Source organism: Psychrobacter sp. DM8 (genome assembly GCF_051307025.1).
Classification (GTDB): Bacteria; Pseudomonadota; Gammaproteobacteria; order Pseudomonadales; family Moraxellaceae; genus Psychrobacter.
In genome coordinates, this window is record NZ_CP195539.1 from 22,665 (window position 1) to 43,077 (window position 20,413).

The following is a 20,413-nucleotide window of genomic DNA, read 5'->3' on the forward strand; positions in this document are numbered from 1 at the left end:
TGTATATATACCTATACACCTATACACCTAGCGATGTTAATTTAGGATAATCATGAGTCAATCACAACAGCTTCAACAGTTAAAAAAGCAGCTTTGGAATATTGCCAACGATCTACGCGGCAAAATGGGCGCAGATGAATTTCGGGACTACATACTAGGATTTATTTTTTATAAGTACTTATCAGATAAATTCATCCGCTTTGCCAATAATATCTTGGCTGAAGAAGGCGAAGGCTTCGACAACTTTGCAAAGTTTGACATCAGTAATCCTGAGCATCTTGAATATATCGAGGAAGTCAAAGAAAACGCTATTGATGAGATTGGCTATGCGCTTGCGCCCAATCAGCTGTTTCACCAACTGGCCAAACGCGGCAAACAAGACCAAGCGTTCATTCTCGATGATTTGGCTGATACGCTAAAAGCCATCGAGCAGGGCACATTAGGCACAGACTCAGAAGAGGATTTTGCCAACCTATTTGAAGACATTGACCTAAACTCAACCAAGCTTGGTAATAGCCCTGATGACCGTAATGAGCTGATCGTAAAAGTGCTAAGTCACTTAGACGCCATTGATTTTGACCTGAGTAACACTGAAAGCGATGTGCTAGGTGATGCTTATGAGTATCTGATCGGTGAGTTCGCCAGTGGCGCAGGCAAAAAAGCGGGGGAGTTTTATACCCCACAAATGGTATCTACGTATGGTATCTACGTTACTGGCCAAAATCGTCACTAGCGGCAAGGACGCCATAAGCTCAGTCTATGACCCAACGTGTGGCTCAGGCTCTTTGCTGCTGCGCGTTAAGCGTGAGGCGGATGACGTAGATAGAATCTACGGTCAAGAGATGAACCGCACCACCTATAACTTGGCACGCATGAACATGATTTTGCATGGTGTGAACTTCACCAAGTTTGATATCAAGCAAGAAGACACGCTCAAGCGTCCGCAGCACGTCGGAATGCGCTTTGATGCCATTGTGGCCAATCCGCCATGTTCAGCGAACTGGTCCGCTGATCCCTTACTGCTTCAAGACGAGCGCTTCTCAGACTATGGCAAACTTGCGCCCAAAACCAAAGCCGACATGGCGTTTGTCCAGCACATGCTGCATCACTTAGACGACGACGGCACCATGGCAGTGGTATTACCACATGGTGTACTGTTTCGCGGTTCAAGTGAGGGCGATATTCGTGAATACATCATCAAAAACCTTAACGCCTTAGACGCAGTGATTGGGCTCCCTGCCAATATCTTCTACGGCACCAGTATCCCGACCTCTGTTTTAGTCTTTAAAAAGAACCGCAAGCACGATAAAGACGTCTTTTTTATCGATGCCAGTCAAGGCTTTGAGAAGCAAGGTAATCAAAATATGCTGCTACCTGAGCATATCGATACCATCATCAAAACCTATCAAGCGCGTAAAAACGTCGATAAATTCGCCCATGTCGCATCTTTAGTGGACATTAGCGATAACGACTATAATCTCAATATTCCGCGTTACGTGGACACGTTTGAGGCTGAGCCTGAAGTGGATTTAACAGCCGTTGCCAAGGCATTACAAGATTTAGAAAAAAAGAGCCAAGAAACGGACGCTGTCATTAATGGCTTTTGTGAAGAGCTGGGCATTGATTCGCCCTTTAAGGTAGGGTCATGAGCACCGTAGACAGTCAAATCCAGCTATATCAAGTAGACAACCAAGTCAGCCTTGAAGTGAATGTTGAGCAAGACACGGTATGGCTAAGCCAAGCCCAAATGAGTGATCTGTTTGGCCGTGATGTTTCAGTGATTTCACGCCATATCAATAACGCGATTGGTGATGAAGAGGTGGATCTAAAAAGCAATTTGCAAAAAGTGCAAATTGCTTTTTCTGACAAACCCGTGACCTTATATGATTTGGACGTCATTATCAGCGTGGGTTATCGCATCAAATCCAAGCAAGGCGTGATGTTTCGCAAATGGGCGACGCGCACCTTAAAAGAGCATCTCATCCAAGGCTTTAGCATTAATCAACAGCGTTTGCAGCAAAACACCGCTGAGCTTGAGCAAGCCATCGCCTTAATCAAAAAAACGGCTCAATCTGAGCAGCATAGCAAAGACAGCGCACTAGGTTTGGTCGAGATCATCAGCCGCTACACCCAAACTTTTTTATGGTTGCAGCGCTACGATGAGGGTTTGTTGCATGAGCCTGTGGGGCAACCAGGCGGCGAGGTTTTAGACGCACCAAGTGCCATGCAGGCACTGAATCAGCTCAAATCAACCCTGATGGATAAAAAAGAGGCCACAGAGCTATTTGCTAAGCCTCGCGGTGATGGACTGGCTGCCATATTGGGTAATATTCAACAAACGGCGTTTGGTGAGGAAGTTTACCCCAGTATCGAATCCAAGGCGGCGCATCTGTTATATTTTGTCGTCAAAAACCATCCTTTTGCTGATGGTAACAAGCGCAGTGCAGCGTTCTTATTTGTTGATTTTTTATACCGTAATAACCGCTTATTCAATGATGAGGGTACTGCCATCATCAATGATACGGGGCTTGCAGCGCTCACACTGCTGATCGCCGAATCAGACCCCACTCAAAAAGAGGTGCTCATCCGTCTGGTGATGAATCTACTGGTGATACAAGATAAGGATGTAATGTGATGGCAACGCCAAAATTGCGGTTTAAAGAGTTTGAGGGAAGTTGGTTAGCCTCAAAAATAGGTGAGGTTTTTGAAGTTACTTCAGGTGCTACACCTTTAAGAAGTAATAAGGAATTTTTCAAAAATGCAAATATTCCTTGGGTCAAAACGACAGACCTGAACAATGCTGTCATTACACATACGGAAGAACAGATTTCTAAGGTTGCTTTGAAAAGCACTTCCGTAAAAATGCTTCCTAAAGGAACTGTTTTTGTTGCTATGTATGGGGGCTTTAATCAAATTGGTCGCACAGGATTGTTGGCAAATGAAGCTACATGCAACCAAGCATTATCGGCAATATATCCTAACGAGAATATAGATTCGCGATTTCTTTTAGATTATTTAAATCATAATGTGAAGTTATGGAAAAGTTTTGCAGCTAGTAGCCGCAAAGACCCCAACATTACTAAGGGCGATGTCTTAGCATTTCCTTTCAACTTTCCTAATATAGCAGAACAAACCAAAATCGCTACATTCTTATCCGCCATTGATACTAAGATTGACGAGCTGACCCAAAAGCATGAGCTACTTACCGACTATAAAAAAGGCATGATGCAGCAGATATTTAGCCAAAAACTGCGCTTTAAAGCGGATGATGGTAGTGATTTTGAGGATTGGGAAGATAGAACGCTAGGAGAGGTGGTCAACTTTTTTAATGGGAAAAGAGTTCCTCTTAGTAGTAGTGAACGGCAAAAAAGGCAAGGTGACTATCGTTATTTTGGTGCATCAGGCGTTATTGATCATGTAGATGATTACATTTTTGACGGAGAATATATTTTAATTGGTGAAGATGGAGCTAATATTTTGACACGCTCATCACCTTTAGCTTTCTTAGTAACTGGTAAGTTTTGGCTAAATAATCATGCTCATATATTTAGGTCAAAAAATGGTAATAACTTTTTTTTAGCCAGCTATTTAGAAACACTAAATTATGAGCAATACAACTCAGGAACCGCACAGCCTAAGCTAAACTTAAAAAACTTAAAGGATATACCCGTAATAAATCCTATATTAGAAGAACAAACCAAAATCGCCAATTTCTTAACCGCTATTGACCAAAAAATTGATAACGTCGCCGAGCAAATCGACCACGCCAAAACGTGGAAGAAAGGCTTATTACAGCAGATGTTTGTATAGGATACCTAATGACTGAGCAAAGTGAGTACCAACTCGAAGACAGCCTAATGACGCAAATGGAGCGCCTAGGCTATGATCGCGTTATCATTACCACCGAGGCGGCACTCCTTGCCAATCTAAAGACGCAAATCGTCCGCGCCAATCAGCTGGATAAGCCGTTATCAGGCGATGAGTGGAAGCAGGTCATCAGTCATCTGGGCAGTGGCAGCGCCTTTGAGCGTGCCAAAAAACTGCGCGATAAGTTCAACATCAAGTTCGATGATGGCAGCTCACGCCATATTCAGTTTTTTTGGCCAGATGCTAAGGACAACATCTGGCAGCTGAGCAATCAGATTATGATTGACCACAGCAGCCAAAACGGGCGCACCAGCCGCTTTGATGTCACCATCTTGGTTAACGGCTTGCCCCTTGTCCAAATCGAGCTCAAGCGCCGTGGCGGCATCGAGATTGCCGAGGCGTTCCATCAGACCATGCGTTACTCAAAAGCCGCTTATAAGGCAGGGCATGGCTTATTTGAGTTCATTCAGCTGTTCGTCATCAGTAATGGCGCAAACACACGCTACTATGCCAAAGGCACTCAGCACTTTAACTTCACCTTTCCCTGGGCAGATAGCGACAACAAACCAGTCAATGAGATCATCGATTTTACCGAGGTATTCTTAACCCCCACGCACTTAACCGAGATGATCGCTCAGTTTATCGTCCTTTATGAGTCCTCAAAGACCATGATGGTACTCAGACCTTATCAAGTCCATGCCACCAAGCGCTTAATTGAGCGCGCCACCACCTCAGATAAAAACGGCTACATTTGGCACACCACAGGATCAGGCAAAACGCTGACCTCATTTAAAGCCAGTCAAATCATCATGGGGCTACCTGATGTCGAAAAAGTGGTGTTTGTCGTGGATAGAAACGATTTAGACACTCAAACCGCTAATGAGTTCAACGCCTTTAAAGACGGCAGCGTAGACAGTACCACCAACACCAAAAACTTAGTCAAGCAGCTCGGCGAGACCCACGACAAGCTGATCGTCACCACCATTCAAAAGCTCAACCGCGCTATCAAATCAGAGCGCCATCAAGAAAAGATCCGCTACTTACAAGACAAAAAAGTCGTGTTTATCTTTGATGAATGTCACCGCAGCCAATTTGGGGAAACCCATCAAAACATCAAACGCTTTTTTCAACAATCGCAGATGTTCGGCTTTACTGGCACACCCATATTGATTGACAACGCTCACAATAAAGCTGGGCTTAAGCTCACTACCGCCTACCTATTTGATGACTGCTTGCACCGCTACACCATCGTGGATGCCATTCGTGACAGAAACGTGCTGCCCTTTCAGATTGACTATGTGGGTAAATTCACCAAAAACGACAGTGCTGCCGATGAAAAAGTCACCGCCATTGACACTCAAGAGGTCTATAACGACCCTAAACGCATTGATGATATCGCTCGCTATATCATCGAAAAGCATGACACCAAGACCAAACGCCGCGAGTTTAACGCCATATTTTGCGTTAGCTCCGTTGATATGCTCACGCAGTACTACGACGCTTTTGAGCGTATTCAAGCGCAAAAGCAAGCCGACGACCCTACATTCAAGCCACTTACCATTGCCACGATATTTTCTTATGCGGCCAACGAAGCGACCGATGCCAGTTTCGAAGAAAATGGTTTAATTGAAGAGTCGAGCTTTGAAACCCCTGCCCAAATCGATGAGAGCAGCCGCGACAAGTTAGATCGCTACATTGGCCAATACAATCATACATTCGCTACAAACTTTGATTCAGGCAAGAACTACTACCCTTACTATCGTGATATCGCCACCAAAGTAAAACAGCGCAAGATTGATGTTCTGATCGTTGTGAATATGTTTTTAACAGGATTCGACGCTAAAACCTTAAATACGCTATACGTGGATAAAAACCTAAAGTATCACGGATTAGTACAAGCCTTCTCACGCACCAATCGTATTTATAACGACAAAAAACCCTTCGGTAATATCGTCTGCTTTCGTAACCTAAAACAGAACACCGACGACGCTCTAGCCCTGTTTGCTAACAAGAAAGCGAAAGATATCGCCGTCATTCCTGAAATGCATGAGCTACGAAAGCACTACGATCAAGCTGCCAAGAATCTCTTAGACATCTGCGCTGATTATAAGGCCGTTGATACACTAGAGACTGAAGATGAGCAGTTAGCATTTATCAAAGCCTTTCGTGAAGTGATGCGCTATAACGAGCAGTTAGGTACCTTCGTAGACTACGACCAGGCTGATACAGATCTGAATAAAGAAGACTTCGCCAATTTTGCCAGTAAATATATAGACCTATACCGCAACATTCGCACCCAAAATAAAAATAGCGAGGATAAAGCCTCAGTGTTGGGAGACATCAACTTCCAAATTGAGATGCTACACAGCGACCGTATTAACGTTGGCTACATATTAGAGCTACTCAAGCAAGCCAATAAACAGCAGGACGACGGCAACGAAGAGAAGGCTGCCCAGTACCAAGCCCAAGTGGACGACTTGATCATGAATGAGCCGACCTTCCGTGACAAGCAGGAGCTTATCCAAAAGTTCATCAAGGAGCAGATGCCTAAAATGCCAGATGGTCAGACAGTAGAGGAGGCTTTTGCACACTTTTGGGACGTAGAGAAGGAGGCTGCGTACCAAGAGCTATGTAAAGATAACAATCTGAAAGCCGATGTCATGCAAGAGATCCTCAGAAAGTATAAGACTAGCAAGCGGCTACCTGACCGTAACGAAGTGAAAGCGCTACCTAACTATAAAGTTAAGCTATTTGAGCGCAAACCCCTTCACGAGCGACTCATGAGCAAGACTCGTGACTTTATCCAGAAGTTTTATGCTGATATGTAAAAGACTATCCATGATCCTGTGCAACTGCACTTTAACCTAAACCCATCACCAGGGCATCATGGTCAATACACGTTGGCCATTTATGTAATAGCTCATCAGCATCAAAACCTTCTCAGGGGGCAGAGTCAGCTCTTTAGTTGTTCCATTGAGATGAGTTATGCAAGTGATATCATCTGTATAAACCTTAGTCTCTTTATCATAAAACCCAAAAATTCCACCAACTAGCCGAACATCACTCAAAAGCTTTGCATGTTTTTTATCCACTGCCTTACTTATGGTAAGGGTTCCTAATGGCTCATCAGCTATTAGCATCAGAGTAACGAGCTGCATCACACGATCATATAATTTTGGATTTTCCATCATCTCATTGTAAAAAGCGTATGCTTGATCGCTTGTGCAGAAGTTTTCAAACAAAGTAAATGCACGAGCTACCATTTCCGCAACGCTATGATCATCTTCTGCAAATTTAATGGCTATCGTATTTCTTGCAAGTGGCAGCATCACAGATAAAGCGCCTTCACTATCTGCCACTACACCATCGACCATATACGGCTCTATATTTGCATCAAAGCTTGATAGCGCAGCTTTGTGGCTTTCAATAAACATAACCTATTACCCATGATAGTTTGGATTACTTCCACCAGTAGCATGACTATTGTCATCTAGTAGCGAATCCTGTTCTCTATAATTAGCCAGAGAGTCAGATTGCGTTTGGTTATTGCTATCAGTATTTCTGCCTTCAACGCCTGTATTTTGATCAGTAGCTTCTTTATTATTTTCTTTTACGTTGGCTAAAAATGGATCCTCTTCCTCACCCAATCCTATATCACCACCTAAACTCTCGATCATACTTTTGAATAAAAACTTATCTGATTTCCTTGTTAAAAAATCTGGAAAGTGAATGGCGAAGTAATCTCGAATCATTTGCTCAGTTTCACCTTCAGTTGCCAATACTTGACCCAAAAATGCCCCCATTAGAATCTTCTGCTTGTTTAATCGTTTATCCAGCTTCACCTGCTGAACCTTAGCTTGGCGTTTTAACTCTTCTAACCGTTGACGCTCTTTTAGCTCATTAGAGTCTTGACTATCAAAAATAGACATAGGTGCTTTATTATTAGATACTGACATCAGATTTACCCTTATCGATTAAATTTTACTCAGCATAGCAAGCACCTCACTATCATTCAATCGCTTGTGGTAAGCTTTAACACAACCGCATCAGACATCTTAGATATATTATTTTAGTATTTGATGGTGGCGTCTCCCTGACTAAGGGCGAAGTAACGACTCAAAATTTAATCTATCCACTTCGTTACTATCTTAATTTTGAATCTTTCTTCGTTGGGGAATCCCCAAACCCCGCACACCACGAAAAGCGGTGGTGTGCAAAAAGCAAAAATAGCGGGTGACTTTTTATGACGATGGTACATATCGCGACAAAGGCGATTTCTCGAAAAGCAGGGCAGTCGGCAGTGGCATCTGCGGCCTATCGTGCTGGCGATGTGCTTGATGATGCCAAATATGGCAAGACGCATGACTATAGTAAAAAGTCTGGGGTTATGAGTAGCGATATTGTTTTACCATTTTCGCTAAAGGCGCTGGGTGTGAGTGTGGATCGGGAGACGCTTTGGAATACCGCTGAAGCGGCAGAGACACGTTCGGACAGTCGGGTGGCGCGTGAGTGGCTGATTAATTTGCCGTATGAGTTAGACGAGTATGATCGGCATCAGCTGGCCATAAACTTTGCCCAAAAGCTTTGTGACGATATGGATGTGATTGCGGATGTGTGTATCCATCGTCCGGTGATGAAGTTGCCATTCGATCCTAATGTACCACCAAGTTCTAAGTATTTGCGTGAGGGTGAGGAAAACCCTGATCCCCGTAATTTTCACGCGCATATTTTAGTCACTACTCGAGCGCCTACCATTGGACCAAATAAAACCTTGGCATTTGATCCAAAGCTTAAGACCCCGTTTGAGTGGTCCAATAAAAAACGTAAGGCGCATGATCTGCCGTCATCAATGCAGGAGATTAAGCGTATTCGTGAGATGTGGGTAGATACCGCCAATAAGGTATTGGCCGAATATCATCTACCGCTGATGGATGCGCGCAGTTACAAGGATCAGGGGCTTGATCAGCAGCCCACCATTAAAATGGGAGTGGAGGCGACGGCCATGGAGCGCCGAGGCATCACGACCGAAAAAGGTAATACCAACCGCGCCATCAAAGCACGTAATAACTTGGTGGCTGAGAACCATATCAAACAGGAAGCAGACAATGAACGACGAATTAGCGCACTTAGAAAAGGACTTGCTTGGGCAACTGAGAAAAATGCAAGACTACCTGGACGCATTGGAGGCACAAAACAACGAACTGACTTTGCAAAACAACTCTCTGGAAGCTCAAAGCCTCTCATTACATACTGCACAGGACAGTCTCATAGAACGGCAGCTCGAGTTGACGACACAAAACGATGCGTTGAAGACGCAAAATCAGGCATTGCTTGGGCAGCTAAACGATGCGAAAACCTACCAAAGCGATGTGATGATACAAAACAAAGAATTAATGGCACAGCACAAGCAAATGATAAGCTCACACAACGAATTGACGACACAAAACAAGCAATTGAGGGAATCACTGAAGCTATCAGAAAGTCAGATATTGAAATTAACAAAGCAACTGAGCGAAGCGCAAAACCAGCCCCTAGCCCCTTCGATGACAATGCACGACAAGCAAGAGCTGCTCGACTTAATCGACAGCAAGAACGACTTGATCGACAGCAAAGACAAGTTGATCGAGACACTCGAGCAAACCGTCACAAAGATGAGAGAATCTTTGAGTATGCTGAACGTATGAAGCTGCACTTAGCCATGCGTTTAATTCAACGCCATCACAATTCAATGGCAATCAGCTGGGCACAAGGAGAAACGATAGAGGATGCCCCTGATAAATTTGATAAGCGTCAAGTTGCGATACTTAGCGAGTTTGCAAAGCGCCTTGGTATTGAAGATAAAGATAAAGCGCTAGGGTTTAGAGATCACTTACAGCAAGTGGGCAAACGTTTTGATTACACGCTAGTTGAAAATAACAAATCCATTATCAAGCTTTTGCGTGATCCTAAAGCTGAACGAGAGCGGTATCTGGCGCTTATTAAGCATTTTGAGGACTTTAGGGACGATATTGATCAAAAGCGTGCGACATTTAAAACTAGTATCATCAATAAGCTAGGCGGTAGCGCAGGAGACGTTGGTAGACTGACTCGAGACGTTGTCTCCTCATTCAACTATACAGAATGGTTAACTGATTATATTGATAATGATAATCACCCAGCTGAGGCGAGGAAATGTGCTAAAGAACATCTTGCAGATACCTTAGATAAAACGTGTCAGCAGTTTAAATTTGCGTTTCGTGATATGAGCTCATTACCAACTACCCAGCGTAAAGCTTACTCAGAGACTCTTAAAGCCGCTTTAGAGACGTTTACCGAGCAATACGACGGAAAACTTTCTGAAAGCCAATACAAGGCCATACAGGACGGTTTACAGTCCTACCAGTATCAAGCGAATAAGGTTAATACACCTAGTCGAAGATTTAGTCCTTAATCTAATCCTCAAAAGAACCGTTACTGAGGAATAAGTTACTTAGGCAAGCTGCGTGGTTTAAGTGATGATTTTTCACTTATCCACAAAAAAGTTTATCACCCGTTTCTTTAAGGGGTTTATTTAATCCTGTTTGCTCCTGTTTAATCCTGTTTGAGAGCTATTTTTCCCTGTTAAAATCAATACCTTACAAGAAAGAAAAAGAGTAAATGAGCAGAAAACAGAGTAAATGAGCAGAAAACAGAGTAAATGAGCAGAAAACAGAGTAAATGAGCAGAAAACAGAGATAAATAAAAAACACTCTTTTTATAACTCTATTTTATGATAAGATCTTGTTAAATGTAACTATGGGCGCAGAGTTGAAATGGAAAATAACTTAGTTGTTCAGTCAAATGATTTAATCCTAGCAACGTACACAATGCAAAAGACGGATAAAGAGCTCATGCTTGCTTGTATCAGTCAAATTGACAGTAGGCCTGATGCACCAAATGTCACGCAAGACACAGAATATAAAGTAACAGTTGATGATATTAAATCATTGTTTTTTGGTAAGAAGTCTAAGAACGAACAGAATGTTTATCGTGACATAGAGAACGCAAGCAAACGTTTATATGACGTCGATATTGTTATGAGCTTGCCCGAGAATAAAACGCTTCAAACAAGGCTTGTTAGTAGTATTGTTTATGATCCGGATAACGGAGAAGTCGTATTATCATTCGCAAATAAAATACTGCCATATTTGACGCAACTTAAAGCTAATTTCACTAAATACAAGCTATTAGAAATAGGTGAGTTATCGAGTATTCATTCAATAAAAATGTATGAATTGGTGGTAATGTGGGTTAATCAATACCAGTACAGCAAAGAGTTTACGATAGAAGAGTTTAAACACGTAATGTGTGTTAAAGATAAGTATAAGCAATTTAGTGAGTTGCGAAGATATGTTATTGAAACAGCTATCAACGATATAAATGAAAATACGAATTATAAAGTCAGTGTAGAGTATCAAAAAAAAGCAAGAGGGAAGGGCTATAAAGGCTTAAAGCTCAAATTTCACAAAAAGTTATTAGATAAAATTGCTGGTAAAGACGGTAAATTGTCAGAAGATAAGATCAAATCAATTGTTGATAATGTGCAGTTTATGAACGACTATAACGATCACCCAGGTTTAAGCTATGACGGTAAAATGAGTACTGATAGTTTTAAGCGTGAAATGATTAACATCATACAGCGGGAGCCTGAAAGCTTTAACAAGCCAAACAAAGCGCTTGAGAGCTACTTACCAAAAGTCAGTCAAGGTAAGTAATTACTATGTTTACTACCAATTATGATATATGGCTTACTTAAGAGTCAAAGGCCAATGCTTTTGCAGTGTTTGAAATCTATGGCCTGAGGTTATACGCATTATCTCTGCCAGGCGTGCCACAAAGATTGAAAGGAGACAATATGAACAAGGTTAGTTATCACATAGATAAGTTGCCGCCATTAACGGCTAAGCAGCAAGCGGACTTAGAGTACTTAGCAACGCTTAGCGATGACGACATTGATCTATCGGACATTCCAGAAATCACCGACTGGTCAGGCGCGATCCGTGGCAGTATCAAACCACAAACGCTTACTACAGAAGCCAGTGTTATCAGCCCAAGCATTCTTGCTAAGTTTAAGGACAGAGCCAAGCAGACAGGCGGTAACTATCAGGACATGATCAATGATGCCCTAGAAGAATACCTAACTGATCATTAAGTCTTAGCCAACAAGTTATAACCTCAAGACGACTTGGGGTTTTTTTACACCTTGCATTGTAGTATGTTGTATATTGTATTATACTATATACAACATACTACAATGCACTATCAAGGAATACAAAATCATGGCACTCACCACACAAGATATTCATGCAGCAGCTGACCGATTACAGGAGCAAGGGATCAAGCCGACACTGGCAGAGGTGCGTAAGGCGCTAGGCGGTGGCTCATTCACTACCATTAGTGATGCGATGCAGAGTTGGAAGCGAGAACAGCAGGAAGAGCAAGAGCTGCAACAAGTGGATTTACCTAGCGGTATCACTGAACGCTTGCACACGCTTGGCGCTGATATGTGGCAGACAGCTATTGATATGGCGAACGATAGGCTGTCTAAGGAGCGTGAAGCTCTAGAGGTGGTTAAGGTTAAGGCACAAGCAGAGACGGACGAAGCGCAAGAAGCAGTTAAAACCTTAGAGGGTGAACAAGCAGATCTACTACAGCAGCTGGACGAAGTGGCCACTACTGCGGAGACAGCAACTAAAGCGGCTCAGCAAGCCACAGCTGACCATGATGCTACCAAACAGACGCTATCAGATACTAAGCATCAATTAGAGCTTGAACGAACTAAAGCAGAAACAGCACAATCACAGCTTGTAGAGACACGTAGCGCATTAGATAAGCAATCTGTAGAGCTTACTAGTAGTCTTGGTGAGGTAGCCACGCTTAAAGCTACAGCTGATAGCGATAAAGCAGAGATTGCACGTTTAAAGGCGGAGCTTAAAGCCACTAAGTCAGAGCTAAAGACGGTCACAGCTGAACGCAATGAGATACAAACTGCTACCGCAGAGATCAAAGGAGAGCTAAAGGCGGTAACCTTTGAACGTGATAAGCTATCAGGACTTTATGAGCAGCTGACTCAAATACAGGCTAAACTTGAAGCTGAACATAGTATATTGAATAAGCAATATGGCGAGCTATCGAGCCGTCACCTATCAGAACAAGAACAAGTGACTGTGTTACAAAATAAACTCAAGAAAGCTCAAGATAATCTAATACTTATTCAAAACAAAGATAACGCCTTGGATGTTGATTAAATAAAAGTATTCAAGGTTCCAAGATAAAGAATAGTTATGAGCTAGGAAGAGACTTTACCTAAAGCGTAGATCTCGTTCTATTCACACTAAGCTTATGAATCAACTATGACAATATCGACTCACTGAATAAATGACTGTTGTATAAGAACTATTCTAAATTTTTCTCTGAAGTCTAATAGTATATAGCCTAGTGGGCTATATACTATTTAAATTAGCCTAAGTAAGTTCCGATGCTGATTTTGGAGCCTTGAGCAGATTTCAAGGAACACTCACCCTAAAGCATCTATGAGTATTTTCTAGCATACTCACAAACACTTTAGTGCATTCCTTGGATTTGATGTGATTAGTCATGCCGACTTCATCGCCCATCGCGTCATCAAGACCGTATCACTGTATCAAGCTACGGTTGTTAAGATTACGGCTGATAGCACCGCCTAGACACGCTCTTAACCGCTACTGTGCTGTCATACGCTAGCAAGGGCAATACACCCAATATACCGCTACGATATGCACAAATAACCACTCATTGCGTTGCTCAATATGTCTAGAACCCCCTGTCGAGAGCTTTACCCTTCTGTCAAACGCAGTCGTCGCCTTAGCCTGCCACCCATTTGACGGGTAACGGTTATAAAGAGAGCAGCACGAGGATGTAACGAGCGAACAAGCGGTTTTTAAAATGTATAGTGAATAAAGTTGATATGAAAGCAAATTTTGGATAAAATGCACCTACACGGGCATTTAATGCTGTTCAAATAACGCAGTTCAGGTGCTTATTTGTTCGTTACAGTGTGCGTCAACACGCTGTAACCGTTAGCTATATTTAAAACTAAATGCCTCTGGGAGTCAACTCCCAGAGGCATTTTTTTGTTTGTCATGTAGATTGGGTTTTTATTATCTACTTTTTCATTAGATTGCTTAGGCTTTTTTTGTCGTCATTTAGCGTAGGTATTTCAATCATTTTGAAGTTAGCACTTAGTACATCCTCACAAGACGTTAAGTTTCTGACAATACTGGGATAGTTTACTATGAAGACCGGCTTAGTCGTCAGATGCAAGGTTTTACACGCGCTGTTAAGAAGCGGTAAATCATCTTTCTGAGAGAATACGATAATGAAAAGACAAACCTACACTCCTGAGATTAAAGAACGCGCCGTTCGTATGCTGATTGAAGCATTAAACGATTACACCTTTATGTGGTCATGTCATAAAAAGCACACTAATGAAACTATACTAACCAACATTCAAGACTAAGCTACACATACTAAAGAGCTTGAACATGAGAACAAGAAGCTTACGTAAGCCAGTTAGATTACAGTAAAATCCGCTTTTTTCGCCCAAGGAGAGATAGGACACACAATCAAGTTGTGGCTCAGTTTATTGATAAAAATAAGTGGGTCTACGGTATTAGAGCAATATTGACTGTGCAATATAGAAAATATGCAATAAACTTATTTTCTACCTTTAATAAAATGCAGCAACCTAAACAAGGGTAAATTATGAGTAATTCAGATAACCACAGTCATCAAGCTCCAGACCCTAAAAATATGAATAAAGCTTTTTATATTGGGATTGGTCTAAATTCTGCATTTACGCTCATCGAGTTTATAGTGGGCTATTCAACTAATTCATTAGCTTTAATCGCAGACGCTAGCCACAACTTAAGTGATGTTGCCAGTTTAATAATCTCGTTAATTGGAATGAAATTAGCACAGAAAGCATCTACTACGCTTTATACCTATGGCTACAAAAAAGCTTCTATAATGGCGTCTCTTATTAACGCCATATTGTTAGTTACAATCGTTATAGGTATTGCGTATGAGGCCTTGGGTCGATTTGATACGATACCGGAAGTTGCAGGAAAAGTTATTATTATTACAGCTCTAATAGGTGTATTTATAAATACTGTTTCTGCTTTTGCATTCTACAAAGGTCAAAAAGACGATATTAATATCAAAGGTGCTTTCTTGCATCTAATGGTAGATGCATTGGTCTCTGTAGGTGTCGTTATCTCGGGCATTATTATTTACTATACAAGTTGGAATATCGTTGATCCTCTAGTTAGCTTGATTATTTCAGTCGTTATACTGTTATCGACTTGGGGTCTACTAAAAGAGAGTATCAAGCTTGCTATCGACGGAGTACCTCAAAATGTTGATCTCAGTAAAATCACTGCTATCTTAGAGAGCTATAATTTTATTCAAAACTTTCATCATTTACATATCTGGGCTTTGAGTACCACTGAGAATGCTCTTACAGTTCATATTGTACCGAAGACCGATATAACGTTTGAAGAGACTATTACTATGAAAGAAAACATCAAGGAAGATTTGGCGCATCAGAATATACAACATGCAACTATTGAATTTGGTACTAAGGCAGATGACAATCAAAAATCGCGTGCATTAAATGAAAGTATCAACTAAAAGATGATAGACCGTATATAGCTATCTCTTTTTAAGTATGAGGCGCGTGCCTTATGTCAACATAATTTTTTCAATCAGTTCTTATGTGATCAATAGTTTAAAACTTTTATATTTACGTGCGTTAGGACGTTACCTAGAAAAAATAAAAAACTTACGCTGATTAAATTATTATGATTAAGTTTACTATTACCCTCGTCTTCTAAGTGTGGTTAGACCTTTGCCAAAATAGCTTATTAGTAATAACAGGGTTATTATTATCAAGATAGGATAATTTCCCATAAGCATAAAGGGCGTGTTACCAACCCGTGCCTGTATCTCACCACGTAGTACAGTACGCTCAAACTGCGGTGCGCGTTTTACAATACGACCTTTATGGTTAATGATAGCGGTAACACCAGTATTGGTCGCTCGAATAAACCAGCGCCCGTTCTCAAGCGCGCGCATTTGTACCATTTGCAAATGTTGCAATGGTCCTGCTGAAGTGCCAAACCAGGCATCGTTAGAGACGGTCAACAAAAAGTCAGTATCGATGGCATTTTTACGCGTGGTATCTGGATAAGCTACCTCATAACAGATAGCCGTCCCTATATTGTGTTCACGCACCTTTAGCGGTGACTGCTGATCACTACCACGACTATAGCTCTTAATATCCTGACTACCGGCCAAACTTGGGAAAATATCGAGCACGCCTTCAAATGGAATATACTCTCCAAAAGGCACTAGACGCTGCTTCTTGTATAGGCCTTCCGCTTCTACACCTCGAGCAATCACGCTATTGTAAAATGGGGGATACTTATCCGTACTGGCATTGAATGCCGCTTTATCCTTATAAGGGATACCAGTTATCCATGTCGTATTGGTCGCATTGGCCATTTCTATCATTTCACTAATAAAGCCCGCAGCCTCATCCTGAAACATCGGAATAGATGATTCAGGCCACACCACCACATCACGTCCCCACTCAGTGCGCGTTAACTTCGCATAAATCTTTAGCGTTTCTACTTGATATTGCGTCAGCCACTTTATATCTTGTGAAATATTACCTTGAATCAATGACACTGACAGATCAGGTGTGCCCTTAGGTTTTGTCCATTGCGGATTGACCAGCCATAATGATGTGCTAATGGCTAATAACAGTACAGAAACGACGGCATAACTACTGCGTCGAAGCAGTAGCTCTACTAAACTTGCAGCCAATAGTATGGCAACAAAAGAGACGGCAAAAACACCAGCAACGGGTGCTAAGGACGATAACCAATACTCTTCAGTAAATGCATAACCAACAAACAGCCACGGAAAGCCTGTGAATAACCAAGTTTTTAACCATTCTTGTAGCACCCAAAGAGCAGCAAATGAAAAGGGTTGTTTGCCTACCATACGGTTAAAGACTAGTGCTAAAAATCCATGAAACAGTCCCATACCGAGACCCATCAATCCAATCATAATCAATGCGAGCCACGTTGGAGTATCGCTATAATCATGGATGGCAGTATAGAGCCAAAAGCCGCCGACGCACCATAGCCCCATACCGTAAGCTTCACCGATAATAAAAGCGCGACGACCACTCATATTTGGTACCAACAGCGCATATAAAATCGCTGGTGACACTATTGCTAGCGGCCAGAACCCATGAGGCGCTAGCGCAAATAAAAAAATAGCCCCTGCAAGCCATGCTGCTACTAGCGTAAACCATAGCGGTAATTGATTTGAGTGAGTACTCAAACGCTTTTGTAGATTAATAGTAGACAGGCGCATCGCAAATTATCCAAAATTATGAGTTTTGAATTTTTAGTCAAAATCCAAAACTCGGATAGACCTGTTAATACTACAGGCAGCATTTCAAAATGAAAACTGCTTATGATACCAGTCCGCACTGCTCAATGGATAAATTTACGTACTCCGTTTGATGGGTTATTATGCTACATTACCAAACGATATGAAGTGTTACTTGACCTTCTATAGCTCACAATATCTACAGTACATGAGAGAGCACTATGACCCCCTTAAAAATAAAATCCAGTCTTATATTCAATCGTTATCTGTCTAAGGGGTTGCGTAGTACGTTAGTATTACTTGCCGCCTCATCACTATTTGCTTGTAGCCAACCGAGTAGTGGCGTATCTGATGCAAGCACAACATCGGCATCAACTGAAGATGTAGTGACTGTTCCGAAGACAGCTGAACCAAACGTTATAAATACTCCTATGATGACATCAGTAAGTAAACCAGACCTACTAAAAAACGTCTCAGCCACTGTCTATAAAGATGCCAATTGCGGCTGCTGTAAAGAATGGATAAGTCATGCAGAAGATAATGGTCTAAGTGCAACCGCGCAAGATGTTGCGGACTTAGCCGTATTTAAAGAGCGCTACAGCGTTCCAAATGAAATGCGTTCTTGCCATACTGTAGTCACTACTGATGGTTACGTCTTTGAAGGTCATGTACCCGCTAAATATATGGCGCAGTTTTTAGAAAATCCGCCAGTACAAGCTATGGGTCTTGCCGTACCTGGCATGCCTGTTGGTAGCCCGGGTATGGAGTATCAAAATAAATTCATGCCCTATCAGGTTATGCAACTCAATAAAGACGGGACGACCCAAGTTTATGCTGATATTGAATCGGTAGAGCAGCAATTATAGTGTGTTAGCAGTTAAGAATACTTTGATTATAGTGTTAGCGTTAAAAGCGAATGAAGCAAGTATAAGACTGTTCTATTGCTTATAAAATGATTCTTCATCAAAAAATTCATTAGCTATTGCGACTTTAAAACTAAAAATAACTTTGAATTTGTAACTTTTGATGACAATGTAAGCGGATTTATCGGTTATTAACCCTTAAAATAGATAAATAACTAAGGGTTAATACAAGAATATACAGGATGTATCGAAACAATTACGTAATATTACATAAGCCAGTAGGGAATTAACATCTATATTAATATTATAAATTATTATATTATCTTAATAATTAGTTAGACCCTATATAGGGTAATTACTTCATCCAATAGAAAAACGTCTGAGGGTTAAATCTAAATTATAGATTTAACCCTCAGACGTTTTTTTGCTTATAAAACAGTAGAAATTGTGGTCAATCTAGTCAGCTATATTCTGTACATGTTACACAAACTTACATTGTAAAATGTGGGATATTAGCAATTTTTTCGACATCAAAAAAGTATTTTTGGGGTTTTTAAGGGGGATGACAGGCTAAACAGCCTATGCTAAAGTCGGCTTTGTGTTTTGGTCAGCAGCTTGATTTGTAACAGCTTCGTAAGACTTCAATGAGCTGTGATCGCCAATAATCATTTTTTATATGAATAATATGCAGCAGAAGTATCAGTCACTATGACATATATATACTTGAGTTATTGAGATTTAATTGACTGCGCTGTTGTTGATAACAGACGATTTTGAATTAACCGTAGGTATTAGATTTATGAAACAGGCTTTATTGATTTTGTCAGTACTGGGTATGGGCATAGCACAAACGAGTGGTGCTGCTATCACAATCTCTCAAACAAATAATACCATCACCAATACTTCTGTGGCATCAAACTACGGTTCATCAAAAAACATCTATAGCACCAAAAGTGGTGCTTATGTTTCTAATAATGATGAAATTAGTCAAGCAATTAGCAACCTAAGTGCGCAGGCCAAGCAAAAAGAGAATCAGCTTTCATCATTAAACAGCCGCTTATACGCTGAAAAACAACAGCAGCAAGTCAATAAGGTTCCTGACAGCAATTCAGCCCCCGCTATCGCTGCTGCTCGCGCCTCAAAAGTGGCTTTATCTGGCAGCTCTGGATATTGTGCCCGTTACGTACGTAAAGCACTACAATCAGCTGGTTATGAATTTACACCCAATCCTTCAGCCTATCAGTACGCCACTCGTGGCACGCTTGATAAAGCAGGTTTTAGCAAAATCAGTAATGATATGCCAACCCAAGTAGGTGATGTTATTGTCTATGATCGCTCATCAAAGCGCCCGCATGGCCATATCCAAATATTTGATGGCGAAAATTGGATTTCTGATTTCCGTCAGAACAGCATCAGCCCATACAGTGGTGTCTATGCTTATACGACATGGCGCGATTCAAAATACGTGGATGACGCATCCGCATCAGATCGTAATATCCACCTTGCTATGAATGATAAATAAGACTTTCTAAGTCAGCACAACATAGTTGTTATTTCCTCCAACCCAGTAGTGATCTTAATATCATTGCTGGGTTTTTTTGTGCTTAACATCAGGGCGTATTTAACCTTTCATGATTTGATCCGTCAGAAATGAACACTACTGATATCATTACTCATGACAGGAGTTATCGACAAGCGCGTTTAAAATGCCACATGATGACGCTGGTGCACTACTTGCACATTTCTGGCGCAAAACGGTCAAGTGATGCTTTAAGTGCATCAGTTCTTCCATTCGTATTTCCACAGCATGAATGTGCTCATCTAGCAAGTTATTCACATCGCCGCAGTCCTTGTCAGGCGACTCCCAGTATTCAAGTAAGATTCGCACATCATCTAAAGCCATATCGAGCGTACGGCAATGTAGGATAAATTGTAGACGCTCAATGTGCTCTTCATTATATAAACGATAATTCCCTTCGCTACGAAAAGGCTCGGGTAATAAGTGCTCCTTTTCGTAATAGCGAATGGTTTCTACTGTGGCACCTGTGCGTTTAGCGAGCTCACCAATTTTGATTGTCATAACAACCTCTATGATTTAAATAATTAAAGTGGCTGTAAAGACTAGCGCTAGAGAAATTAAAATTACGAAACTGTAGATAAATAACCTTGACTCTAAAGCCACTAGAGGGTTCATAATATCATTATTCAAAGGGTAAATTATT

Annotated in this window: 15 protein-coding genes and 1 pseudogene; 12 read left to right on the forward strand and 4 right to left on the reverse strand. The window is 41.4% G+C overall.

The window, feature by feature from the left end; translation table 11 throughout:
- Nucleotides 1–52: 52 nt before the first annotated feature.
- The 4 genes and pseudogenes from ACR64J_RS12630 (at nt 53) to ACR64J_RS12645 (ending at nt 6,695) form a co-directional block, all read left to right on the forward strand.
- Nucleotides 53–1,649, forward strand: a pseudogene (locus tag ACR64J_RS12630) (type I restriction-modification system subunit M).
- On the forward strand, nt 1,646–2,635 hold the full coding sequence (gene rhuM, locus ACR64J_RS12635; RefSeq protein WP_435951087.1) for a RhuM family protein: 990 nt from the start codon (nt 1,646–1,648) through the stop codon (nt 2,633–2,635). Before ACR64J_RS12630 ends, rhuM begins: the two are co-directional and overlap by 4 nt.
- Nucleotides 2,635–3,810 carry a restriction endonuclease subunit S gene (locus ACR64J_RS12640; RefSeq protein ID WP_435951088.1) on the forward strand — a complete coding sequence of 392 codons (1,176 nt, stop codon included), beginning with the start codon at nt 2,635–2,637 and terminating at the stop codon, nt 3,808–3,810. Before rhuM ends, ACR64J_RS12640 begins: the two co-directional genes overlap by 1 nt.
- A gap of 8 nt (nt 3,811–3,818) precedes the next feature.
- The gene (locus tag ACR64J_RS12645; RefSeq protein WP_435951089.1) at nt 3,819–6,695 is read left to right on the forward strand and encodes a type I restriction endonuclease subunit R; all 2,877 of its coding nucleotides are present in this window, start codon (nt 3,819–3,821) and stop codon (nt 6,693–6,695) included.
- A gap of 45 nt (nt 6,696–6,740) precedes the next feature.
- Here ACR64J_RS12645 and ACR64J_RS12650 read toward each other — a convergent pair whose 3' ends face one another.
- Both ACR64J_RS12650 and ACR64J_RS12655 read right to left on the reverse strand, forming a co-directional pair.
- Nucleotides 6,741–7,301: a hypothetical protein gene (locus ACR64J_RS12650; RefSeq protein ID WP_435951090.1), complete on the reverse strand. Its 561-nt coding sequence runs from the start codon at nt 7,299–7,301 to the stop codon at nt 6,741–6,743.
- A 6-nt stretch (nt 7,302–7,307) separates the two neighbouring features.
- Nucleotides 7,308–7,823: a hypothetical protein gene (locus ACR64J_RS12655; RefSeq protein WP_025643898.1), complete on the reverse strand. Its 516-nt coding sequence runs from the start codon at nt 7,821–7,823 to the stop codon at nt 7,308–7,310.
- 287 nt (nt 7,824–8,110) lie between these two features.
- On the opposite strand from ACR64J_RS12655, the gene ACR64J_RS12660 reads away from it, so the two are divergent.
- The 6 genes from ACR64J_RS12660 to ACR64J_RS12685 all read left to right on the forward strand — a co-directional run bounded on the left by ACR64J_RS12660 (nt 8,111) and on the right by ACR64J_RS12685 (nt 15,555).
- Nucleotides 8,111–10,297, forward strand: coding sequence for a MobA/MobL family protein (locus ACR64J_RS12660; protein WP_435951091.1), 2,187 nt, complete (start codon nt 8,111–8,113; stop codon nt 10,295–10,297).
- Nucleotides 10,298–10,658: 361 nt separating this feature from the next.
- On the forward strand, nt 10,659–11,600 hold the full coding sequence (locus tag ACR64J_RS12665; protein WP_058025554.1) for a replication initiation protein: 942 nt from the start codon (nt 10,659–10,661) through the stop codon (nt 11,598–11,600).
- 140 nt (nt 11,601–11,740) lie between these two features.
- Nucleotides 11,741–12,037, forward strand: coding sequence for a hypothetical protein (locus ACR64J_RS12670; protein ID WP_025643904.1), 297 nt, complete (start codon nt 11,741–11,743; stop codon nt 12,035–12,037).
- 127 nt (nt 12,038–12,164) lie between these two features.
- Nucleotides 12,165–13,133 carry a DNA-binding protein gene (locus ACR64J_RS12675; RefSeq protein ID WP_058025952.1) on the forward strand — a complete coding sequence of 323 codons (969 nt, stop codon included), beginning with the start codon at nt 12,165–12,167 and terminating at the stop codon, nt 13,131–13,133.
- A gap of 1,109 nt (nt 13,134–14,242) precedes the next feature.
- Entirely contained in the window at nt 14,243–14,383 is a 141-nt protein-coding gene (locus ACR64J_RS12680) for a hypothetical protein (protein WP_156410079.1), read from the forward strand.
- A 245-nt stretch (nt 14,384–14,628) separates the two neighbouring features.
- Nucleotides 14,629–15,555, forward strand: coding sequence for a cation diffusion facilitator family transporter (locus ACR64J_RS12685; protein WP_058025953.1), 927 nt, complete (start codon nt 14,629–14,631; stop codon nt 15,553–15,555).
- A gap of 186 nt (nt 15,556–15,741) precedes the next feature.
- Here ACR64J_RS12685 and lnt read toward each other — a convergent pair whose 3' ends face one another.
- On the reverse strand, nt 15,742–17,310 hold the full coding sequence (gene lnt / locus ACR64J_RS12690; protein WP_068039556.1) for an apolipoprotein N-acyltransferase: 1,569 nt from the start codon (nt 17,308–17,310) through the stop codon (nt 15,742–15,744).
- A gap of 239 nt (nt 17,311–17,549) precedes the next feature.
- Here lnt and ACR64J_RS12695 point away from each other — a divergent pair, with 239 nt between their 5' ends.
- Together ACR64J_RS12695 and ACR64J_RS12700 are read left to right on the forward strand one after the other, a co-directional pair.
- Nucleotides 17,550–18,194, forward strand: coding sequence for a DUF411 domain-containing protein (locus tag ACR64J_RS12695; RefSeq protein ID WP_082787298.1), 645 nt, complete (start codon nt 17,550–17,552; stop codon nt 18,192–18,194).
- Nucleotides 18,195–18,990: 796 nt separating this feature from the next.
- Entirely contained in the window at nt 18,991–19,713 is a 723-nt protein-coding gene (locus ACR64J_RS12700) for a CHAP domain-containing protein (protein ID WP_198336923.1), read from the forward strand.
- Nucleotides 19,714–19,860: 147 nt separating this feature from the next.
- Here the strand turns inward: ACR64J_RS12700 and cadR are convergent, their stop codons facing one another.
- Nucleotides 19,861–20,271 carry a Cd(II)/Pb(II)-responsive transcriptional regulator gene (cadR, locus tag ACR64J_RS12705; RefSeq protein WP_025643920.1) on the reverse strand — a complete coding sequence of 137 codons (411 nt, stop codon included), beginning with the start codon at nt 20,269–20,271 and terminating at the stop codon, nt 19,861–19,863.
- Between the last annotated feature and the right edge of the window lie 142 nt (nt 20,272–20,413).

Coding starts and splice junctions, on each gene's coding strand:
- rhuM (WP_435951087.1), top strand. CDS start 1,646: ATGAGCACCGTAGACAGTCAAATCCAGCTATATCAAGTAGACAACCAA.
- ACR64J_RS12640 (WP_435951088.1), top strand. CDS start 2,635: ATGGCAACGCCAAAATTGCGGTTTAAAGAGTTTGAGGGAAGTTGGTTA.
- ACR64J_RS12645 (WP_435951089.1), top strand. CDS start 3,819: ATGACTGAGCAAAGTGAGTACCAACTCGAAGACAGCCTAATGACGCAA.
- ACR64J_RS12650 (WP_435951090.1), bottom strand. CDS start 7,301: ATGTTTATTGAAAGCCACAAAGCTGCGCTATCAAGCTTTGATGCAAAT.
- ACR64J_RS12655 (WP_025643898.1), bottom strand. CDS start 7,823: ATGTCAGTATCTAATAATAAAGCACCTATGTCTATTTTTGATAGTCAA.
- ACR64J_RS12660 (WP_435951091.1), top strand. CDS start 8,111: ATGACGATGGTACATATCGCGACAAAGGCGATTTCTCGAAAAGCAGGG.
- ACR64J_RS12665 (WP_058025554.1), top strand. CDS start 10,659: ATGGAAAATAACTTAGTTGTTCAGTCAAATGATTTAATCCTAGCAACG.
- ACR64J_RS12670 (WP_025643904.1), top strand. CDS start 11,741: ATGAACAAGGTTAGTTATCACATAGATAAGTTGCCGCCATTAACGGCT.
- ACR64J_RS12675 (WP_058025952.1), top strand. CDS start 12,165: ATGGCACTCACCACACAAGATATTCATGCAGCAGCTGACCGATTACAG.
- ACR64J_RS12680 (WP_156410079.1), top strand. CDS start 14,243: ATGAAAAGACAAACCTACACTCCTGAGATTAAAGAACGCGCCGTTCGT.
- ACR64J_RS12685 (WP_058025953.1), top strand. CDS start 14,629: ATGAGTAATTCAGATAACCACAGTCATCAAGCTCCAGACCCTAAAAAT.
- lnt (WP_068039556.1), bottom strand. CDS start 17,310: ATGCGCCTGTCTACTATTAATCTACAAAAGCGTTTGAGTACTCACTCA.
- ACR64J_RS12695 (WP_082787298.1), top strand. CDS start 17,550: ATGACCCCCTTAAAAATAAAATCCAGTCTTATATTCAATCGTTATCTG.
- ACR64J_RS12700 (WP_198336923.1), top strand. CDS start 18,991: ATGAAACAGGCTTTATTGATTTTGTCAGTACTGGGTATGGGCATAGCA.
- cadR (WP_025643920.1), bottom strand. CDS start 20,271: ATGACAATCAAAATTGGTGAGCTCGCTAAACGCACAGGTGCCACAGTA.